This is a genomic window from Klebsiella sp. YJ, from assembly GCF_002108615.1.
Taxonomy (GTDB): Bacteria; Pseudomonadota; Gammaproteobacteria; order Enterobacterales; family Enterobacteriaceae; genus Klebsiella; species Klebsiella planticola.
On sequence record NZ_MTEG01000009.1, the window covers coordinates 32,443 to 53,280 of the forward strand.

Sequence of the window (20,838 nt, forward strand, 5' to 3'; positions counted from 1 at the left end):
ATCGCCGCAAGAACCCACCTGGCGGTGGGTTTTTCACATCATGCTCAGCAGGGCGCACCGCATCGGCATAATCATCTGGCAGAGCCTATCCTTAGTCTGCGCTTATGACGCGGCAGTCTGGAAGAGAGCGCTGACGGGAATATGGTGAGGAAGTCAGGGCAGCGGCGGGATTATCTTGTTGCATTCAGGCAATGTTTGCGTGCCTGTATTCGCGCCATCGCTTAACTGAGAAGATGTGCGATTGGCAGGGGATCGCGCAGTAAAAATCCCTGTACGGCATCGGCTCCGCTGTCACGGCTGAGCGCGTAATCTTGTCCGGTTTCAACTCCCTCAATGACGACTCGTTCGCCCATCTCGCGATAGCGTGCAATCAGCGCGGCCAGCTGTGGTTCTGCTGTTCTGAGCTGGTGAAATAGCTCGCTGGAGATTTTTATCGCGTCAAAACGCATCCCCGTGCGCTGCCAGATCGGTACCTGATGCGGATACAAATCATCGAGCCAGACTTTAAACCCCGCCCGATAGAGAGTACGTATCGCTGCCAGTACGATTTGTCGTTCGTCCCTGGCAAGGTGCTGCATATTACCAGGGTCCTGTATTTCAATAATAATCCGCGTTGGACGCCCCTGTGCAATCAGCGCCTGGATAAACGCTGGCTGAGTCATCATGTTGAGTGACATGTTGAGGGAGAAACGGCCTGGTAATGCGATAACTTGTTGGATTTGCCACAAAAATAACTGTTGTTTCGCCTGAACAGAGAGATGGCGAAAGAATGCATCTGGCGAGAGTTTCGTCTGAATCTGACTTAGCACTTCAGTGACGTTAGAGACAGAATCTGCAAAAAAGTGGATCATTTCGAGCCGGATCCCGCAAACCGGGCTCAGTTCCCGGTGATGGCTCATCTCTGACGGGAATCGGACATTCTCAATCTTTCTGCTCATGTTCATTGTTTCTGTGATTGAAGGGGCGCCGTGTGTCCTGTAGCCAGGGGATGCGGCGGTCTTTTGGGTACTCGAGATAAAAGCGGTGCGCCAGGTGGCGGGCTAGCGCAAAATCGTGCTGATGCTGGGCAATCAAAATGCGTGTGAATGAGACATTCGGATCGGGATGGACACGCACGTAGCGGGAGGCCCAGTGCCGAAAGGTGTTCAGCCACCGTTCGTCCTTCGTCTGTTGATAACGTTGCAGGTAACCCATGTGGATATCGAACTGATACCGGGACCTCAGAAGCCAGCCGCCGGGAGGAACCTGGGCCTGAAGCCGCCACTGCTCTCCCTGTCGTTCAATGGCGGTCAGCTGCTGCTGAATATGCAGCGTTTTTCCCAGCAGTGGGATCACTATCAGGGTCAGCAGCGCGAGCGAGGTGCGGATCGTCATTGTGGTCACCCCGGTGAGCTGTGTTCCTTTTATCGGGCGATCCGCACAACGCATCAGCAGGATCAACAACAACCAGTGTGGCGTCGATTGCCAGACGGGGTACTCCGTCAACATATGGATCAAGACGGGAACCGCGCAGAGTAAGCAGGCGCGACGCCAGACATTGCCAGCCAGCCAGAGCCTGAATCCGGCAGAGATAAAACAGGCGGTGCCGGCCAGCCCGGCCATGCCGCCTTCAACCAGCCATAGCGCCAGTTCATTATGCGGGTGAGCAATCCGGCTCAGCCCCGTGTGGCCAAAATGCATCAGAAAGAGGGCGGGAAAGCTGCCGACTCCGGAGCCCATCCAGGGATGATGAGTAAACAGTGTCCAGCAGTCGCGGAGGACTTCCCAGCGGGTGCGGGTGGAGGTCTGATGATCGATGATCGCGACGGATAGCAGGCGCCGTACGCACTCCCCCAGCGCCATGCCCAGAATCAGGAGCAGCAATAATCCTGCCAGCCGCCGCCGCGCAGGAAAGCAACACAGCAGCAGAAACCAGCCGATAAACAGTGACAGATATCCGGTCTGGGACTGGCTTTCATGCAGCACAAACCCCATTAACAGCATGCCTGCGCCGATGGCAATACGGCATCGGGCGCCGGTGCGTAAGGCGAGGGTCGCGGACAGCAGAGTTCCGCTTGCCGTGAAGCTGGCCATCAGGTTGACCTGTTGAAAAATGCCATATGGGCGAGCGTCTCGCCACCAGGGAAATTCCCAGAACTGTGCCAGAGGCAGATGCAGGTACTGAAGGGTGAATATGCCGCATTCGAGCAGACTTGCGCCCCACAGGATTGTGAGTAACTGAGTGAAGACCTTGCCTGTCAGCGGAATTTGCAGCAGAACCAGATAAAACAATGTGCCGCCGGTTATCGCACCGGCAACGAGGATGGCTTCCGAACGCCAGATCGCAGGCGTCAACAGGCAAAGCAGCGTCAGGAGGAAGGTGCCAGCGATAATGCACAACGATGGCGTCGTGATGCGCCATCTTCGGCGGGATAACAAACAGGATGCACCGCCCATTATCAGCCCGGCGTAGAGCCAGGCCATGATATTCATCGGCAGTGACAGCCCGCTTCCGCCGTTATTGGGCCAGTAAAGGTGGAGAGTGATACCCCAGAACGCCGTGCTGAGGCCGATTATCAAACGCTGTCCCGAGCGGTGAGGCGATAAAGAGGAGGTCTTCATGCTATTGATAATTTAGCGTCCAGGTTCCGCTGGCGCTGAACGGGCCAAACTCGATGGATTGATTTTTCAGGGCATCAGGCTCCACCTCGACCCAGCTCAGAAAGTGTAGCGCCATGGGGCCTTCGGTAATGGCCTGTCGGGAGGTGCTTTGGCCCAGATGAATGGCGGCGCCGTCCTCCTCGCTCAGCCCTATCGCCACGCCAGAGGCACTTCCGGGACCGCCGCTGTTCAAGGCCAGATGATCGGGTAAATTTGCATCTTCAGTACCGTTAAAGGTGACGGAAATCGTGGCGAAAACGTCGGGATTACAATCACGTAAGGGGATCGTGAACGCCTGAGGCTGACTGCGTCCGCTCAGGTAAAGGTCTTTCGCGGCGATCTGTCCAAAATCGACTTCAATCTTGTCTGCGTTGGGCGGAAGGCTGCAGGCCAGTGCCATGACGGTGCCATGAAAATGCATATCGCCGCCGACAAGTTTGGTTTCCGCATTGACGGCGCCGCTCAGGAATAAAGAGAGCAGCACCGGGAGTATCCGGTAGGTCATCGGGCGCCTCACTGAAACTGTGCCACAACGGTTGCGGAGGCTTCGAATTCCCCCTCTTTCACACTTCCTGCGCCAGGATTCGCGATGGGAGCGGCGGTGAGATTCCAGTCGCCCTGATTTTGATAAAATCCTTTCACATTATAAAACTGGTTGGGTACCACGGTACGGCCACCCTCGTCTTTGAGGATGATGCCAAGATCGTCGCGTTTCTGCCCGTTACTCAGGGTGCCGAGAAACTGGTTATTAAATCCGGCGGTTCCGGAGGCTGTGCTCGTCTGGACGGCCAGATTGATATTCAGCGCGCCCTGATCAAAGCTTCCGCCTTCGCATTGGACGTGGATGGGGATCGATTTACTAAAGTTGACCCCATTAAGCTTCTCGTTCGACCCGGGTAAATTGCCGAATTCAACCGTGATTTTATCGCCACGATTAAATGTGCATTTATCAGGAACGGTAATAATCCCGGATTTAATCACCACCCGTGAAATAGAGGTCGTTGGCGTCGGACCGGCGGTTCCCATTCGTCCCGCGACGTCGAGAAGCGACTGCGAAGCGATGTTGATCCCGTTAATGATCGGTTTGGTGACGATAAATACCACTTTCCCTTTGGAGCCGCTTTCGACGTTTCTGACCGTAGAGACGCCGTTGCGTTTCGAACATGAATTGTTGGTCAGGCGATTTGACACATTGGTAAAGGGAGCGGGTACGTAGCCGCGATAGTTTCCGGCAATCCACACCGAAACCTCGACATCCAGATATTCATTCAGACGATAGCGATTGGGGCCGTTTGATGAGAGCGGCATGGTGGAAAGCGTTGAGTAATGGATAGCCCCGCGACTGATATTTTCAACAGGGCAATGAAAATTAACCACATATTGCCCGTTCAGATTCCAGTTGAAAGGACTGGTACGTCCGCCAATATGGTTTTTATCCATATCTAACGATTTCAGCTCGATATCATACTGATGCGGCATCCCCCCTTGCGGCTCGCCTTCTCCTTGCGTGAATGCCGATGCAGCCAGGGTTATGGACGAGAGCGTGGCGCCAAGCAGGGCTTTGAACAATAGGGTCATAGATACTCCAGCTTCAATCTGAGCAGCCCTTGAAAGGCACCGGCGCTGACCTCGGGTCCGGTGGATTCCAGCGCGGCGAGAAAGTGAAGCGCATTATTTCCAGGTTTAATCATCCACATGCGCTGTGGCTGATTGAGATGGATAAGCTGCTGGTGTTCGGTCATGACGCGGATCCCCGCTCCCTGAACATCGCCGTGGATGCGTGCAAGATCGCTATTTTCCCACGCGCCTTCCGCCATCAGCGTGAGGGAAATGCCTTGCTCCCGCGTGCTACGTGCGAGCGGTGGGGTAGCGGAGGTTTGTCCCGGGAGATCCCGTATGGTGTGGCTCGAACCTTTCAGGCAGTCATTGAGAAACAATGTGACGAGAACCGGGCGGCTACGATCGCCTGCCTGGTGAAAAGCGCTCGCCGGAATATCTCCGAGGTTAATACTTTGATCGCGGGACGCCATGTCCAGTACGCAGGGTGAAACATAAACGCGCCCGTGAAAGCGGACGTCGCCATATTCACCTGAGACATGGCTCATGTCGTGGTGCCCGTTATCGGCCTGAATGGAGCAGGAACACCCTGCCAGCAGCAGGATGCAAAGTCGCTTCTTCATTAACGAATCTCCCTGATGAATCCTGTTACCGGGGTTGTTGATCGGCTGGCAATGCCCGGCAAATATCACCTGTGCAGCGATATCTCAGTTCCGGATGGCCGCCAAAATCATTCACATACATCATGACGAACTGACCGATTCCGGCGTCGGTAACCTTAAACTTCTGCGATGATTTAGGGGCAACCATCATCCCCGGGAAGTTTGTGAGCCTGCCGCTGCCTTCCGCTTCGGTTTTGCGGCTCAGACCGATGACCGTGATGAAGTAGGGGGTCGGATTGTCTACCGACCACTGGCTGCCGTTTTTGTGGAAGACCAGCTGGTTTTGCCAGACTGTCCCCGGTTCTGGCGGCACAATCGCCGAAGGGCGATAAAACAGCTTGATGCGCGACTGCATCGCCAGCTGCAAAACGTTGGGTTTATCCGGTTTCGGCGGAATTTCGCGCACGTTGAGATAGAACAAACTTTCACGATCCTGCGGAAGGGAGGTAATCCCGCTGGTTTTGGTGACCCGGGCGATTCCTTTTTGCCCACCGTTAATGCGCTGTAAGGGGGGGAGTACCATGAGGGGAGAGGTCACTTTGGCGCCGCTGGCATCTTCCACCCACGATTGCGCCAGGAAGGGCGTTGAGGGACTGGTGTTGGTTAAACTGGCGCTCACTGAGCGATCGTTCCCGGTGATGATCAAACGGGTACGATCCAGGGCGACGCCGGCCCAGGCCGAATGGACTACCGCAGCCAGTAGCAGGCCGCAAGTGGCTGACATCAGTACCCGACGTATAGGAAAAGAGGATTGGTTTTTCATCGCAGTATTCATTTTTTTGGTTAAGAGGAGTGGCAAGGCAGCAAGACATTGCCTTGTGGGTTAATGTGTCGGGGAACGTTCAGGTGGCATTGCGTCTGGCCTCCCCACACAACGGAGAGCGTTTCATCGGGTTTGACCCCCGCGATCCAGCTTTCCCCGTTGTCCATGACCATGGCGACGCTGACGCCGTTAGCATTAAAAATTTCTGCGCCAAAAGGCGGGGCTGAGCCATCGGCAAGACGCAGCAACCCCATCATTTTTTCACCTTGTGCTACCGCAAAGCGTTGATACCCAATGGCTCCTTCCGTTAACGTACTGGTGACAATGGCTTTAGTGGCGGCGATGTCCTCAGCCATCGCGTCGACGTCAATGCGGGTATCAAAGCTGTTGTAGCTGACAATGTCGGGCACGACAGCAATCCCAAAGCGGTTTGAGTGGGCCTGTTGACCATTGAGGGGAACGTTGGCAACTCCGTCGGTATCGACCATCACGCGGGCCGTGTTCATTGAGGCCTGGCTATTGTGGAAGGCGGCTCCGTGCCGCGTGGCGGTAAAACCACCGCGCACCGTCCCTCCAACCGAGATATAGCGGTCCTGTTGCCAGCTGAGGTTAGACTCTAGTTCCGCCATCATGCTGCGGTGCTGGTAGTAACCATCAAAGGCCGTTCGCCCGTCTTCTGACAGACCCGCACGTACTCGCCATGGATTATTGCGATCGCGGTTATCGGAATAAGAAACCATCTGGCTGGAGCGGCCGCCGCTGTTTTGCAACTGATATTCTGTCGAGCGTCCGTCTCGCCACGGGATCGACAGGGAAAGTGACAGACTGTCATCGCGCTTTCCCTGATACTCAGAACGATAGGCCGCAAGGTTAGCGCTGATCCCTTCCATACCGGCAAACGAGAACGTGTGCCCGACCGACAGACCATAACGATCCTGCGAACGTCGATCCCAATAGTTCTGATGGGCATAAGTCAGATACAACGTGGTGGCAAGACGAGGATCGTCGGCAAAAAAGGTGGTATTCCCGGTGAGGGTATACATCTCTTTTTCACGCCCGGTGCTGTCGTTATTTTCGTACTGCTCATCCAGAAATTGCGAGAAAGAGCGAAAGTTCCGCTGGGAAAAACGATAGCCGGCAAAGGTAATGGCACTGTTGTATTCATCAAAGGTTTTGGCGTAGCTGAGCTTGAAGGACAATCCTTTTTGCTGGTTTTGATTTTTTATCCGGCTGATCGATTGGGTGACATCCGCCGAGAGGGCGCCCAGCAGACTCAGGTCGCGCCCTATGCCCAGGGACCCCGCGTTATAGCGATTGCCGGTCAGCAGCGCACCGCCATACAGCGACCACGCGTTGCTCATTCCCCATGAAAAGTCGCCGCTATAAAACGCCGGCCCCTGGAGGTGATGGTCGTAACGCGAGGGCTTCCCCACGGCGGCGTTGTAACGGATATAACCCGGACGCGTCAGGTAGGGAATATCAGCCGTATTGACCTGAAAGGTTTGAACCGTGCCATCTTGTTCTTCCACCCGAACATCCAACGTGCCGCGCACCGAGCTGCGCAGATCTTCGATATTGAACGGCCCTGCCGGGACGGTGGTCTGATAGATCACATGCTGCTGCTGGCTCACCGTGACTTTGGCGTTGCTTTTGGCAATGCCGTGGACCTGCGGGGCATAACCTTGCAAATTCGGCGGCAGCATACGCTCGTCGCTGGCGAGGTTGGCTCCGGTAAAACGAACAGAATCAAATATCTGTGAGTTTAAATAGATCTCGCCAAGCGTCAGCTTCGCCGCCAGCATAGGCAGGGGACGATAGGCGTAAAATTGATCCCAGTCGAAGCGTGTGCCTTGTGTGTCAGAGGTATAATTCGCCTGATACTGGCTGCGTACACGCCAGGCGCCGAGGTTAAATCCTGTCTGCCCGTAACCTGAAAGGGACTGGTAACTGCCGCCATCCTGTTGATAACGCGTTGCCTGCCCGGAAAGGTTGTAGTCAAAAATGAGCCCGGTTATGCCGTTGTCCCAACGTTCGGGTGGCGTCCAGTTTGGGTCGGTATATTTCATCCACGCCTGGGGGACGGTAATATCGAGGACGCCGGCGCTATTGTTCAGCGCTATGCCGGGTAGGCGTGAGATATCGAGACAGTTCTCTGCAAGTGGGCGGGTGTATTTCAGTGCATCCTCTTTCAGCGCCAGTAGTTCGAGCTGCTGCGGGCTGAGACAGACCAGGGTCTTATGCGGATGGTCAACATCGGAGATATATCGGACCTGTTGCTGAGCGATCTCCTGGCCGTTGATGTGCACGTCCAGCAGATAATCTCCGGGAGCCACAAAGTTACCTTCGGAAAAACGCTGTAAATCTACATTTTGTCGGTCACTGGCATCCAGCACGGCGGTATTGAATTCAATGGTTTCGTCTGCAGCTGCGGGAAAAGAGGTGCAGGCCAGGGCAATGAAAAGTGCCAGAAGCGTTTTGGATGTATTCAGCGTAGTCATCTTCGTTTGCTAACCTTCAGGACCTTATTACCAGAACGGCTTACAGATAATTCACAACAAAATGCATGCTGGCGTTAAACTCACCGGAACGGATATATCCGTTTGGGGAAACTAAATGTGCTGTAAATCGGAGCGTGTTTTTACCTGGATTCAGTACATAATCTGGGGAGGGGATCCCCATATTAATGGGATTTCCATATTTATCAAAGATTGTAATTGATAAATCTCCGGAATCAGATTTCACACTTAAATCATCTTTATCATTGCTCTGTGATGCATTGTAAAAAGTGATGCTGGCACTATGAAATATACTGCCTGGATGTTGTGAATCTCCTAATGAACAGCCAAGTAAATGAATACTAAAATCATGCGCTGAAATATTTTCAGGGGCATTGCTAATATCTCTCGCAGAAATATTATGAAATTCAACTAACAATTGCTGGTCATCATGATCGACATAGCAAGCGGCTTCTATTATTTTCCCCTGTAAATGCATTTTACCTGGCGTTTTAGCTAGTTTACTGGTGCTCGCCAGGGTCCATGTTGATGGCAGGAGAATCAAAAGCAGTAGAGTCCGCCATCCAGGCATCGCTGCGCTCCCTCTATCTATTGGATATAAAGTTCTAAGCAGGCGCAGCGATGCACCTGCCCGATATCGTTACTGGTAATCGATCTGGAAGTTTACGGTAGACTCGAAGTCACCCGGAGTGACTGCTGCAGAGGCGTTATTGGCCTGTAAATAAGCCACGAAATCGATATCGGTTTCACCGTCAGTAATATTGACCTGAGATGCTGCCTGGCCCCATTTCACATCCTGGTTGCCGCTATCAACCATGCCGATACCTGCGCCTTGAGCGGTGCCGGAGGTGAAGGCGGCCAGAGCTGCGTTGTCCGGATCGATTGTTGCCGGGGTGTAAGTCACGGTGGCAGTTTTAGCCACGGTGGTATCGCATCCCTGCAGGACGATCTTCGCGTGTCTGGTTCCTGCGCGCTGGTTATCTTTTAACTGAGACGTTGGAATCTCACCAAAATTAACTTGTACCGGGCTGGATTCTGGCGCCAGGCCACAGGCTGAATTGACCAGCGTACCGGAGAATTGAATTTTCCCGTTGGTCGGGTCGACGCTTTTCGCCGCGTAAGAAGAAGTTGCCGTCAATGTCATACCGGCCATCAGCGCACAGGCGACAGCTACATTTTTCATTTTCATGTTTATTCTAGACCTTGTTTCTGTTTGGGTTATTACAACAATGTGTTGAGGCAAAGGAATGTCCTGCCTGAAATACCTTTGTCGACTGAAGGCAATAGCGTGATACCGCTCCTGGCCATCAATATCCCCTGCGAGTGAGCTAAGTAATAATCAACGCGGAATTATCAAAAGCAACCATCAACACTGTTTCGGCGACCTATATTAAGTCGGTGGAAAAATGAGGCAACGCAAAATGTGGGATTGAATCAAACTCAGCTGATCCTGTTGTTGTGGCTTCTTCCTATCAACTGTTTATGTTGTTTTGCTTGTTTTTTGATCTTTATAATGGTTTTATATTTTGTATTTACCGTTATTTATAGTGTTTTTACCTGTCGTTTGTATTTTTATTTAGTCAGAAGTGGCTACCGCAGAACATTTATAAATTTTTTGTGAAAAAAGAAAAGAGGGGCAAAGTGTAGAGATGACAACAGGATAGCCATTTTTTGTCTGTGAAGTATTCGGCTATATGTATAATATTAAATAGATGTTATGAAATAGCTAATAAAGCGATCTCTGATAAATTCTAAAATGATAAATGAATTGTGATATGCTAGCGCCTCAGACATTTATTCAAGGATATTCCTGTATCAAGGAGACATCATTGGTTTCTCATATCCCAATAGATAAGATTAAATCCGTAATTATTGGCGATGGTATCGTATTCAGACCGCATAAAAACTCCTTAAAAGACGTTGCATCCGGTAAGACTGGTACTCTCAATAATGTCGCATCGCAATTGCTTCTTTATTTGTTGCAAAATGGTAACGACATTTCTACCCGCGACGAGATTCTTCTTAATGTTTTTCAGCGTAATGGCGCCAGAGCAACCGATGCAAACCTGAATCAGCATGTTTCCTTTATACGTAAAGTTATTACTTCTATCGGACACCCGGCTGAGGTTGTGGTAACGGTTCCTCGAATGGGGTTCAGAATCGGTGAGTTTGTTATTCATTTTCAACTGCTGGAGGAGCCGCAAAAAGCGGGGGAGCCTGTAGCGGCTGTTTCTGATGCCAGAAAAGGCCGAAAGAGAGCGAGTCGCTGGACGATCGGTCTGACGGGGTTAATTACCAGTATTGCCGTGCTGGCGACATATTGGTGGACATGGATACCCGATGAAATTCCGATGGTTGATGTTTCAGTCCTCAGGACCGTCAGTTGGCAGCAATGTCAAATTCATATTCTGGGAAATGCCAGCACCGATAATATTACCGAGAAGAGAGCTCAGGATATTTTTCAGGAAGCCGGTATTACTCCTGATTGTTCAGTGAAAAAAGACCTTTATCTCAATACCTGGGCCAGTAACTATGACCTGATCAACTGGACATTTGCTGCGGAGTGTGGATACAACAATGGTTATTACCATTGCCATAGTCAGTATCATCATCGTGAGGAGTGGTATGAAGACTGAGAGGGATCTATCCCCTTATTTATGGGCATTGGTGATCATCATTATTGGGGGGGCGCTGATAGCTTATTTACTGGTGAACAGAGATGCCAAAAAGAACGAAATTAGCTTTTCTTGTTCATCTGAGTTCAGTTCGTCCCTTGATATACATAAGTCAAAAATGGATCTTGAGGGGATTTTGTTGATTACCAGCTATCACTCTGGCTATTTTTCCTTGTCAGTGCAGGGATCGTTGAAAGCTGAAAGTGGTCAGTATGTTGTTGACCGTAAGCTTTTCTTTCGTTATTCCCGGCCCTTGGGACATGCGGCGGGGGTGTATGCGATTAATCCGTCAGGGCGTGAAAAGTCGCCAGATGATAATGCGCCTGATGCTATCGATTATCTTTTTTTTGACGCCTATGAGCGTGCAGACAAGCTGTACATGGTCAAACGTATTGATAGTGAGACGGTCGTTATCGGCGATCAGTTTTCGCCGCGATATGCTTGTGTGATGAATCACTTTACTCGCTAGTGTACAGAGTCTTTCCTCGTGCAGGGACGCGCTGATGGGAGGAGAAGAGCAAGAAGGGATTGCGGTTTACGCGCTGGCTTCGAAGGGGTGAGCGGCGTGCCGCGAATAATCGAACGGAGTTCGATGAAGAGTCCGTATGGCAGCAAGCAAAAAAACCAGCCCTTAGGTTGGTTTTTTTAAATAAGAGGTCGGGCTCGGAATGGCCTTTTGACGCTGATATACGCTGCTCCCTCCTGAAAGTATTTAGCCACAAACTTCTCATCCTCATACCGGGGCCATGCCTGTTTGCATCAAAATGATCGCCGGGACGACGAGTGACCTCAGCGCGGTTGTCAGGAACAGGACTGCCGTCAAGGATCATCAGCATTCGCTCAAGGCCAGCGAACCGATCGCGCTGCCCGCCCCAGTTACCTGTTTTTACCGCAGCATGACCGGTCAAACGCCGTGCATGCCGGCGACCAAACAGGCTAACATCGGCTAATCACCTGTGTTACCCGGTTCAGCGATGACGATCTGCACAGGCCACAATATCCGGCTTTGTCATAACAGTTTTTTCCACGCCAAAACGCGTGATGTTCAGCATCGCGTTGCCAATGTCGATAATAGATAAAAATCGCTTTCCGGTAGTGGCGCTGATAAGGCGCATGACGGGGGCAACCACGGTATATAAAAGCCGGTAAGCCGGGGTTCGGGACTGCACTTCTGGCGTAGGCAAAATAAACGCAGGTCGGAAAATCGCAGCATGGCCGGGAAACAGCATCAGCAGTTTGTTTTCTACTTCGCCACGCACACGCGCCCACATCTGCGAACTCTTTCCGCTACTGTCTGCGCCTGCGCCGGAGACATAAACAAACTTCATCTGCGAGCTGCGGGCTTTGAGCTGCCCGGCAACCCGCAGCGTCATGTCGTAAGTGACGCGTCGATACACTTCCTCACTGACTCCGGATGAACTCATCCCGGCGCAGAAGAAACACGCATCAACATCGTCGAACAGCGGGTCCGCCGCGTCAAAGTCCAGCAGGTCGCCGTTCACCACATAACGAATTCGGGGGTCATGCTCGCCTTCAGGCTGTTTTCTGACGAGCAGAATAATATCGCTCACGTCTTTTGCCGCCAGGCTTGCCAGCAGCACACCCTGCCCAACCATGCCGCCGGAACCTACAATCACAATTTTCATGCGCTATCTCTTGCCGAAGCTCTGTTTGCCGGCCTCCTGTCAGGAGGCCCGTCTGGTATCAATTTAGTAGATCTTCCGTCAGATCCCACAGGCGCGACGCGTTGGCTTTATCCAGCGCCCAACCCGCAACCACTGAAAACTCGGTCATGCGGTCTCCGCTGGTACGCGTAATCAGCTCTGCCTCGTTACAATCGGCGAAATAGCGCCCGCCAACGCCCTCCAGTTCAGGTAGCGTTGCGACCGCAATTGACGTGGCGGCTCCCTGCTGGGCGCTTTTCCACAAGTGCTCCGGTACCGGTAACTCTCCCGAGTACCGCTGCAGGTTTGATTTAATCGCGCCGGGCATTACCGCGTTAACGAAAATGCCCTCCTCCTTCCAGCGACGGGAAGCTTCCACGGCGAACAGCACCATCGCCGTTTTCGACTGACCATAAGCCGTCCACGGATCGTAAGGACGAATATGGTAGTGAATATCGTCGAACACCACTGGACTAAAGTGATGGCCGCTGGAGCTCACGACGACGACCCTTGCGCCGCCCGCTTTTTTCAGCGCCCCATATAGCCCTTTGGTTAAAGCAAAATGGCCAAGGTAGTTGGTAGCAAATTGCGCTTCCCAACCTTCCCGGGTTCGGGTTTCCGGCATGGCCATTACGCCCGCGTTATTAATTAGAATATGCAGAGCACCGGACCACGAAGAAGTAAATTCGGCAATAGAATTTCTGTCAGTGAGATCCAAATAAGCAACATGGATATTTTTATTGCCGGTGCTGCGAATAATATCTTCAGCGGCCTGCCTGCCTGCCTCTATATTCCTTACCGCCAGCGTAACCTCAGCACCTGCGCCAGCCAGCGCCCTTGCTGTTTCCAGACCGATGCCTGATGCCGCACCGGTCACCACGGCACGCTTATCGCTGAGATCCTGACCTTTAATAACTTCATTGGCAGTACTATTAAAATTAAACTGTGTTTTAATCTTCATATTTAATGACTCTGAAATTTTAAAAAAAAGTGCAGTGAAGAGCAGGTAGTAAATAAACTACCGACTCTTTAAGTTATATTCAGGGAACGAGCGGACTATTTACGTTTAAACCGTAATAGCGCGCCACATCATAGTAAAACCAAGCTGCAGCAATTTATCTTTCTCTTCCGGATGCCGCACAATTTGCTCGCTGGTGGCATCAGCGATATTTTGAATAATGGCATAGATAAACGTTTTGCAATCGGTGGCGAAGAGCGACTGCTTGATTGCCTCATCAAACATCTTATCCACCTGATTCAGCGCCTCCGGCGTCCTGGCGAGCGTCTCCGGCGTAAGCAGATCTGACACCGTCAGCAGCCTGAGCACCTGCTTTCCATCCGGATTTTTCAGCGACCATTCCGTGTAGGCTCGCCAGATATGCATAATCTGCGTGCGAAAATCGGCGTCTTTCGGGTAGCCGCTCACCAGCAGGTCAGACATATCCTGCTTCAGCATTAAATAGACTTCGTTCAGCAGCTGCTCTTTGGTGGGGAAGTAGGTAAACAACGTGCCTACCGCTACTTCCGCGCGTTTAGCAATGCTGGCCGTTGTAGCCGACAAACCGCTCTGCGCAACAATCGCCACCGCGGCCTCCAGAAGTGCCGCCTGTTTTTGCGGACTTAGGGGTCTTGCCATTCCAGCGTCTCCGGGGTTAGTACCATCTCCGCCTAGTGTAATGGATTTAGCCGATGGATTTTCGGCTTTGCTCCCGCGCAGACAAACAACGGGGAAAAAATATTACTCGGGAATAAACCCGGTTTTACCTTCGATGACCACGGAGACGGACACTGCTTTTTGCTCCTCCAGCGACTGCAGGCTCTTCTCATAGCTGCCTTTAAGGATTTGGAAAGCATCGGCACCCAGCACGGTTCTCAGCGGTGGCTCAGCCTGCTGACTCAAGGTATAGATGGCATCAGCCATTTTTTGCGGGTCACCTGCGTTACTCTCTTCGCCGTGTTCGGCAATCCAGCGACGCAGCTGGCCCACGGTACCGTTTTTGTAGGCGTCGGATTCTTCAGTCCAGCGCACATTCGCCTGGAAGTTCGTTTTAATGGAGCCGGGCTCAATGATTTGCACCTTGATATTGAACTCCGCCACTTCCTGCGCCGTGCTTTCAGCAAACCCTTCAAGTCCATATTTCGCGGCATGATAGAACGCACCACCAGGGAAAGCGACGCGGCCGCCCATGCTGGTGATATAGATCAGCCGTCCTTGTTTTTTAGCGCGCAATGCTGGCAGGAATGCGCGGGTAATATGTACCGGGGAGAGCAGGTTCAGGGCAAACTGGTGCTCAATTTCCTGTTCGGTGAACTCTTCCATCGCCCCGATTATCGCCCCGCCGGCGTTGTTAACGATGACATCGCTATCGGCGTGCTTTTTCGCGATAGCAGGCAGGCTGGCATAGTCGGTCACATCCAGTTTCTCGGTGATAAGCTGTCCGGCAAACTGCTGCTGCAGTTCGGCCAGCGCGGCGGGGTTACGCACTGCGGCCACGACGGTATTCCCCGCCTCCAGCACACGACGGGTCAGCGCCAGACCCAGGCCACCGGATGCTCCGGTAATAAACCACTTTTCAGTTTTAGACGTCATCTTTGTATCCTCGGTTGATAAGCTCGGCGCATGGCCTGGCGGTGAGTTGCTGCGTTTGTCATGGCCATTAATTAAATGACTGACTACTCACTCAATTATATGGCTGGCGATTTAATTTGCAATACGCAGAGATAAAATTTATTAAAGCGTGAAGAGGGGATGAGAAGAAAAATTATATTTATCAAATAAATGAATCAATATAAAACCCAGGGTGAGCCTTTTCGCTGGGCCCGGGAAGCGCTAGCGCAATCGCCAGTGGCGGGAGTCATTAGGGCAAACGAGCAAAAATATGTTGCCACTGTCGGCCAGTTGATAAGCTTTTTCATCCGGTTTAGCTGCACGGATTTTAGCGCCATCGAGCGCCAGGGGTGGGGGCTCCTGAGAGTAAAAGGGGGATAAATTTTATCGAATCAGACGATACGCGCAGTTGTACCCTCGTAAGGGATTTGCTGTGGGGTGAAGTTGATTGAGTTGGGTGGAGTTAAGATATTGTAGAAGTGTTGATTTCTGCGGGCTTAGAATGCAAAAACGGACCTCCGTAGAGGTCCGTTAATATGAATTTTGGTGCCCGGACTCGGAATCGAACCAAGGACACGGGGATTTTCAATCCCCTGCTCTACCGACTGAGCTATCCGGGCAACGGGGCGCATTAAACCGTAATCCATCCTGTGCGTCAACCAAATTTCTTGATTTCCCTGCTGATTGCTTAACTTTGCGGCAGTTTTGCCGCGAAAGGGACCTTTTACGGGTTCATCACATCATCCCGTTGTCACCTTCGCGGATTTTCCAGCCGCTGACGGCAGAGATAACGCGGCGCAACCCGGATACGGAGTAGCCGCCAATGAGGTCTTCGTCTTCTCGCGGCGAGCCGATCATAATTTCCGCATCGACGCCGTGGCGGTAGGCGCCATGATGGCTGATAACGGTGCCAATGAAGCATTTTCCACCGAGCCAGACGGGGATATAGGCCACCGTTTCATAGACGTAGTAAGAGGCGACGCCGCTGTAGTAATTATCCGCTTCCTCTGATGAGGTACCGGGCGGGATAGGGCAGATGGGGCCATCTTCCGCGTGATCTTTTTTATCTTTCAGCAGGTTGCTTTGCATCAGGTCCAGCGATTTGAGTAAATCGTCGCGCTCCTGTGCCGTCAGCGCCGGCGTCAGCGGCTGGCCTTTTTCCGGTGAACTTAGCGTCTCCAGCCTGTAGCGATAGCGGATCGTCACGGCAGGGCTTCTGTCCGTCGGGCTGAAGGGGCGCAGCAGATACAGGTTGTCTTCGCCGAACTGGCCGTTGTACCACAGCGCATACACCTGGCCGTTGATTCTGACCCACTGGTTCCACTGATTGGCGCCGCGGCCGTTGAGGGAAAACAGCGCCCCGGGTACGCCAGCGTCAAAATCATCGTCGTCATCGGTATCGCTATTATCGACGGTATCAAACGTATTATCCCCCCGCCTCAGCACGCCGGTGTAGCTGAAGAGCCCGGTCCCGCCGATATAGCTGTCGATGATTAAATCGCGCTTACCGTCGTTATCAAGATCGACCAGCGTGAAGCTGACCTTGCCGTTTTCTGAGTCAGCGCTGATATCGGAGTGCAGAAAAGCCTGCCACTCATCGTCGCTGATATCGACCGCGGGTTTGTTGGTCGATACCAGAGAGTCGTCCGCGTAGGTCAGCGTAAAGTTCGTGACGTGCCCGGTGAGCGGGAACTGCGCGGCAACCTTTTTCAACGCCAGTTCCGGATCGCTCTTTTGCTCTTTCAGCACGGCGTTATACAGCGCCTTGAGCGCCAGATTATCGGCGTCCTTCTGCTGTTTTGGCCGCACCTGACTGACGAACGTGGGCAGCATCCAGGTGCCGCCAGGGGTGATTTCACGACACATACCGGTCGTGTATTTCAGACTCTGCACGAAGGTTCTGCCGTCCCAGACCCGCTCCTCGCCGTTGACGCAGTCGGCGATGCCGCGCCCTTTCATGAAAAAGGTGATTACGCCATCGGCATAGCTGGATGCATCGGTGGCGATCAGCTGTGGTTTGGCGAGAGGGGGATTCTCCACCACCCACATGGCGTAGCCGTCGTTATAGGCGGCACGCCAGCACAGGGCCTCGATTAGCGAATGGGTTTTATCGAGAGGGGTTACGGTGATCTGCCGCTCCTGCGACGGAATATCTTTATTTTGCCAGTCATCACAGCGGCTGTTCAGCAACGGGGTCAGCGCTGGCAGCAGCTTCTGCCGCTGCTTTGCCGTCAGCGGTTCGCTCTGGGCGTTGCGGATCGTCGGGGCGGCGATAATTTCCGGAGCCGGAACGGCGCTGAGCGTGTTGTCATCGTCGGCATCGCCTTTTCGCACCAGCGCATCTGCGCTGCCCAGGCGCTGCTGAAACTCATCAATCTTCAGAAACACCGCACTGCTGCCCGCGCTGGAGAGCGGTTTACGCTGGCCGTTAAGGGCAATCTCGATGTGATTGTCATGCTCCAGCGCCTGAATCAGGGCGGCGGTCTGGCTGCTATCGAAGCGAAAATGGCTGTCGTCTTTGGCCTCAAGCGTACCGCGATCCTGATTGTCGATCAGCAGGTTAACCGTGGCGTCCTGGGGAATATCATGATCGGTCTGGGCGAAGGTCACCTGAGCGCTTACGCGCTGTCCGGCGCCCGCATTACGGGTCAACAGGACGCTGATTTCTCCCATGTTGACACCATAACCTGCGGCCCGACAGGTGCCGGTGTTATCGCAGGCGACTTCCCAGTCTTTATGCGCGAAAGAAAAACCCTGAACAGGCGCGGCCAGGAGCGATGCAGGGCATAGCCCCATGATGGCAGCCCATAGGAGAGGACGCATATAAATCCCTGTAGACATATCGATGTAGGGGGAATTATACCCTTCGCACTCCAAGTTGCATCTCTGTTGACAACCCGTACGGCACTCAATTACCTACGGCCGGTCAGAGGGCGGGGACGCGGTTGCCCTGACGCGTCCTCTTGCGGGGGAGAGATATGCGGATTCGCATCGGGAAAGGCACAATCAGGTTAATGCGCCACCCGCACGACATTGGGCAAAACGCAGAATATCTTCCGCCAGACGCTGGGCGGTATCGACATCCGCCTGGCTGCGTTTTATCAGCAGACGGCTCAGGCAGCCTTCGACAATCAGCTCCATCTGTTTGGCCACCATCGCCGGGTCGTCCACTTCCAGCTGGGTCAGCAGTTCGTGGGTATTGGCCAGAGACGCCTGCTTTTGTTGTTCCGCCAGCTGATGGATAGGGTGCTGGGCGTCCGGATAAAAGGTGCAGGCGGCGATAAACAGGCAGCCGGGATAGCGATGGTTGCTCACGCATTGGGTTAATGCGCCGTAGCGCGCCAACAGCTTTTGCTCCGGCGTGAGCGTGTCATCGAGCAGCAGCTGACGGCGCCAGGCATCAACCTGATGACTGAGGTAACGCAGCGCATCGTACAGCAGCGCTTCACGATCGGGCCAGAAACGTTTGAGGTCAGCGAGCGGGTAAGAGACGCGTTCGGCGACCATTTCCAGCGTGGTGTTGGCAATACCTTCAATTTCGAGAATTTGTATGGCTTCACCCAGGACATCTTCACGTTGCACGGTCTTCTCCTCCATTTTTCCTCCTAAAGTGTCGTTCACGGTTGCCAATCGTGCAAATGGGCGCTGAATGTCGCCGCATCCATAAAGCCGGTGACGCGCTGCGCGGGCTGCTCTTCGCCCTGCGCATTAAAGAACAGAATGGTCGGCAAGCCGAGCACCTTCAGGTGTTTCAGCAGTGCCACATCCTCGGCGCTGTTCTTGGTCACGTCTATCTGCAACAGAACGGTCCCTTTCAGGGCCTGTTGTACTTTGGTCGAGCTAAAGGTGTATTTTTCAAACTCTTTGCAGGCGACGCACCAGTCGGCGTACAGGTCGAGCATAACCGGTTTACCCTTTGCCTGCGCCAGCGCCTGGTCGAGCTCTGCGATGTTAGCGACCCGCGTAAAGGCCAGATGTGACTGCTGCCGGGCTACCGGCTCGCCAAAAGCCCAGTCCTGCAGCGGACGCGCGCTGACCAGCGCCGCACCGAGCAGAATGATTTGCACGAGGCGCAGCCAGGGGCGGGATGCGCCGAGCGCGGTAATAAAAGCCCAGCTAAAGAAGGCCACGCCCAGCAGCGACCACAGTCGCAGGCCCCAGGGCTCGCCGACGATACGCTCCAGCAAAAAAACCGGTAGCGCCAGGATCACAAACCCGAACGCGGTCTTCACATGGCTCATCCACGGGCCGCTCTTCGGCAGCAGACGGTTGCCAAATACGGTGACGAGGATCAGCGGCAGCCCCATGCCCAGCGCATACAAATACAGCGTGCCGCCGCCGAGCCACAGGTTGCCGCTCTGGGCAATATACAGCAGGATGGCGCTCAGCGGCGCGGTGGTGCAGGGCGAACAGATCAGCCCGGCAATGGCTCCCATCGCAAAGACGCCACCGGGTGAACCACCCTGGCGTTTGTTGCTCATCAGCGTCAGGCGGGTTTGCAGCGATGAGGGCAGCTGCAGCGTGAACAGACCAAACATCGACAGCGCCAGCAGGATAAAGACCGCAGACAGGGCAATCAGTACGTACGGATGCTGCAACGCCGCCTGAAACTGCAAACCGGCGGCGGCGACCACCAGCCCCAGCGCGGTATAGGTCAGCGCCATCCCCTGCACGTAGATAAACGCCAGCAGCAGCGCTCGTCCGGTAGAGAGCCGCTGTTTGCCGCCGAGGACAATACCCGAGATCAGCGGATACATCGGCAGCACGCACGGCGTGAAGGCGATACCGATACCTATCAGCAGCGCCCATAGCGCGGAGAAGGGCAGGCTGGCGGGCGCATTATCGCCGGCGTCGCTCTTCTCTTGTTGGACAGGCTGCTCGGGTTGCGAGGCCAGCTCAGGACGCTTTTCCACCGGCAGCGGCGGATTAAATTTGGGTTGTCCGGACGCGGGGAGCGCCGGATGGGCGGGGACCGACTCGCTGCCGGAGGCGGCCAGTACCGTGCGAAGCGGCACCACTTTCGTCTCCGGCGGATAGCAAAAGCCCGCGTCGGCGCAGCCCTGATATGTCACGGTGAGCGTTGCCCCTTTTTCCGCCTGGCTCAGCGTCACCGGGATGGTCAGCCGCTGGCGGTAAATCTCACTTTTGCCGTAAAACTCATCTTCATGCCAGGTGCCGGGCGGTAGCGTCGGCGCGGCGAGGGTGGCATTCGCCGGCGTCAGTTTGATCTGCTGGCGGTAGAGATAGTAACCCTCTTTGATTTGCCAGGTCAGGTTGAGGTCCCGCTGACTCTGCTGGAAATCAAAGGCAAAAGCCTGGTCTGCGGGAACAAAGTCAGAACGCCCGGGGGCGTCAAATAAGCCGGCGAAAGCGGATGTGCTGCAGAGCAGCAGAATCAGCGTAATGATGCGTTGAGCCATGAGAGGTAATCAGTGTCTCCGTGAGTGACGGGTAAAACCAGTAATTCGGGGGTTTGATACGGGTGATGGGACTTCAGGCAATCCAGTAACGCCTGCTGGTGAGCCCGGTCGGTTTTCAGCAGCATTTGCACTTCATACTCCTGCTCCAGCTTGCCTTCCCAGTAGTAGAGCGATGTCGCTCCAGGCAGGAGCGTGGCACAGGCGGCGAGCTTTTCGGCCAGCACTTTGGCCGCCAGATCCTGGGCAGTGGCTTCATCCGGCGCGGTACAGAGAACAACAACAGCATCAGGCGTAGTCATCGTGAACCTCGTATCAGCGAAAAGAGGCACTATA

At 53.7% G+C, this 20,838-nt stretch carries 19 protein-coding genes, 1 tRNA gene and 1 pseudogene; 2 read left to right on the plus strand and 19 right to left on the minus strand.

Annotated elements, in window-relative coordinates; genetic code table 11:
- Window positions 1-221: 221 nt before the first annotated feature.
- The 9 genes from BV390_RS11530 to BV390_RS11570 all read right to left on the minus strand — a co-directional run bounded on the left by BV390_RS11530 (window position 222) and on the right by BV390_RS11570 (window position 9,327).
- Complete coding sequence (locus BV390_RS11530; protein ID WP_085396947.1) at window positions 222-938, minus strand: EAL domain-containing protein; 717 nt, start codon at window positions 936-938, stop codon at window positions 222-224.
- Window positions 922-2,559, minus strand: a complete 1,638-nt coding sequence (locus BV390_RS11535; RefSeq protein ID WP_369804315.1) for a PglL family O-oligosaccharyltransferase — start codon at window positions 2,557-2,559, stop codon at window positions 922-924. The genes BV390_RS11530 and BV390_RS11535 overlap by 17 nt, the downstream gene beginning before the upstream one ends.
- Before the next feature lie 43 nt (window positions 2,560-2,602).
- Entirely contained in the window at window positions 2,603-3,145 is a 543-nt protein-coding gene (locus BV390_RS11540; RefSeq protein WP_032689877.1) for a fimbrial protein, read from the minus strand.
- Between the two features lie 8 nt (window positions 3,146-3,153).
- Entirely contained in the window at window positions 3,154-4,218 is a 1,065-nt protein-coding gene (locus tag BV390_RS11545) for a fimbrial protein (protein WP_032697128.1), read from the minus strand.
- A complete protein-coding gene (locus BV390_RS11550) occupies window positions 4,215-4,820 on the minus strand; it encodes a fimbrial protein (protein WP_032689875.1) in 606 nt (201 codons plus the stop codon). The genes BV390_RS11545 and BV390_RS11550 overlap by 4 nt, the downstream gene beginning before the upstream one ends.
- A 25-nt stretch (window positions 4,821-4,845) precedes the next feature.
- Window positions 4,846-5,622: a fimbrial biogenesis chaperone gene (locus tag BV390_RS11555; protein ID WP_032689874.1), complete on the minus strand. Its 777-nt coding sequence runs from the start codon at window positions 5,620-5,622 to the stop codon at window positions 4,846-4,848.
- 20 nt (window positions 5,623-5,642) lie between these two features.
- Complete coding sequence (locus BV390_RS11560; RefSeq protein WP_032697129.1) at window positions 5,643-8,120, minus strand: fimbria/pilus outer membrane usher protein; 2,478 nt, start codon at window positions 8,118-8,120, stop codon at window positions 5,643-5,645.
- Window positions 8,121-8,160: 40 nt separating this feature from the next.
- Window positions 8,161-8,709: a fimbrial protein gene (locus BV390_RS11565; protein WP_085396949.1), complete on the minus strand. Its 549-nt coding sequence runs from the start codon at window positions 8,707-8,709 to the stop codon at window positions 8,161-8,163.
- Window positions 8,710-8,778: 69 nt separating this feature from the next.
- Window positions 8,779-9,327 (minus strand): fimbrial protein, encoded by a 549-nt coding sequence (locus tag BV390_RS11570; protein ID WP_032689872.1) that lies wholly within the window; start codon window positions 9,325-9,327, stop codon window positions 8,779-8,781.
- A 640-nt stretch (window positions 9,328-9,967) separates the two neighbouring features.
- Between BV390_RS11570 and BV390_RS11575 the strand changes: the two genes are divergently transcribed.
- Together BV390_RS11575 and BV390_RS11580 are read left to right on the plus strand one after the other, a co-directional pair.
- Entirely contained in the window at window positions 9,968-10,774 is an 807-nt protein-coding gene (locus BV390_RS11575) for a winged helix-turn-helix domain-containing protein (protein ID WP_032689979.1), read from the plus strand.
- Window positions 10,764-11,282, plus strand: a complete 519-nt coding sequence (locus BV390_RS11580) for a FidL-like protein (protein WP_032697131.1) — start codon at window positions 10,764-10,766, stop codon at window positions 11,280-11,282. The genes BV390_RS11575 and BV390_RS11580 overlap by 11 nt, the downstream gene beginning before the upstream one ends.
- 499 nt (window positions 11,283-11,781) lie before the next feature.
- Here the strand turns inward: BV390_RS11580 and BV390_RS11590 are convergent, their stop codons facing one another.
- From BV390_RS11590 to cutA, 10 genes and pseudogenes are all read right to left on the minus strand, one after another.
- Complete coding sequence (locus tag BV390_RS11590) at window positions 11,782-12,459, minus strand: NAD-dependent epimerase/dehydratase family protein (RefSeq protein WP_032698348.1); 678 nt, start codon at window positions 12,457-12,459, stop codon at window positions 11,782-11,784.
- Window positions 12,460-12,517: 58 nt separating this feature from the next.
- Complete coding sequence (locus BV390_RS11595) at window positions 12,518-13,438, minus strand: SDR family NAD(P)-dependent oxidoreductase (protein ID WP_085396950.1); 921 nt, start codon at window positions 13,436-13,438, stop codon at window positions 12,518-12,520.
- 105 nt (window positions 13,439-13,543) lie between these two features.
- Entirely contained in the window at window positions 13,544-14,113 is a 570-nt protein-coding gene (locus BV390_RS11600; RefSeq protein WP_032689866.1) for a TetR/AcrR family transcriptional regulator, read from the minus strand.
- A 102-nt stretch (window positions 14,114-14,215) separates the two neighbouring features.
- On the minus strand, window positions 14,216-15,067 hold the full coding sequence (locus BV390_RS11605) for an SDR family NAD(P)-dependent oxidoreductase (protein WP_085396951.1): 852 nt from the start codon (window positions 15,065-15,067) through the stop codon (window positions 14,216-14,218).
- A gap of 243 nt (window positions 15,068-15,310) precedes the next feature.
- Window positions 15,311-15,433: pseudogene (locus BV390_RS31480) on the minus strand (tyrosine-type recombinase/integrase); the annotation flags it as partial.
- A 196-nt stretch (window positions 15,434-15,629) separates the two neighbouring features.
- A tRNA-Phe gene (locus BV390_RS11615) sits at window positions 15,630-15,705 on the minus strand.
- Between the two features lie 115 nt (window positions 15,706-15,820).
- Window positions 15,821-17,908, minus strand: coding sequence for a DUF1176 domain-containing protein (locus BV390_RS11620; protein WP_085396952.1), 2,088 nt, complete (start codon window positions 17,906-17,908; stop codon window positions 15,821-15,823).
- 183 nt (window positions 17,909-18,091) lie between these two features.
- Window positions 18,092-18,667, minus strand: a complete 576-nt coding sequence (locus BV390_RS11625) for a transcriptional regulator (RefSeq protein WP_015585335.1) — start codon at window positions 18,665-18,667, stop codon at window positions 18,092-18,094.
- A 35-nt stretch (window positions 18,668-18,702) separates the two neighbouring features.
- A complete protein-coding gene (locus BV390_RS11630) occupies window positions 18,703-20,505 on the minus strand; it encodes a protein-disulfide reductase DsbD (RefSeq protein WP_085396953.1) in 1,803 nt (600 codons plus the stop codon).
- Window positions 20,481-20,804 (minus strand): divalent cation tolerance protein CutA, encoded by a 324-nt coding sequence (cutA, locus tag BV390_RS11635; protein ID WP_004856939.1) that lies wholly within the window; start codon window positions 20,802-20,804, stop codon window positions 20,481-20,483. Before cutA ends, BV390_RS11630 begins: the two co-directional genes overlap by 25 nt.
- Between the last annotated feature and the right edge of the window lie 34 nt (window positions 20,805-20,838).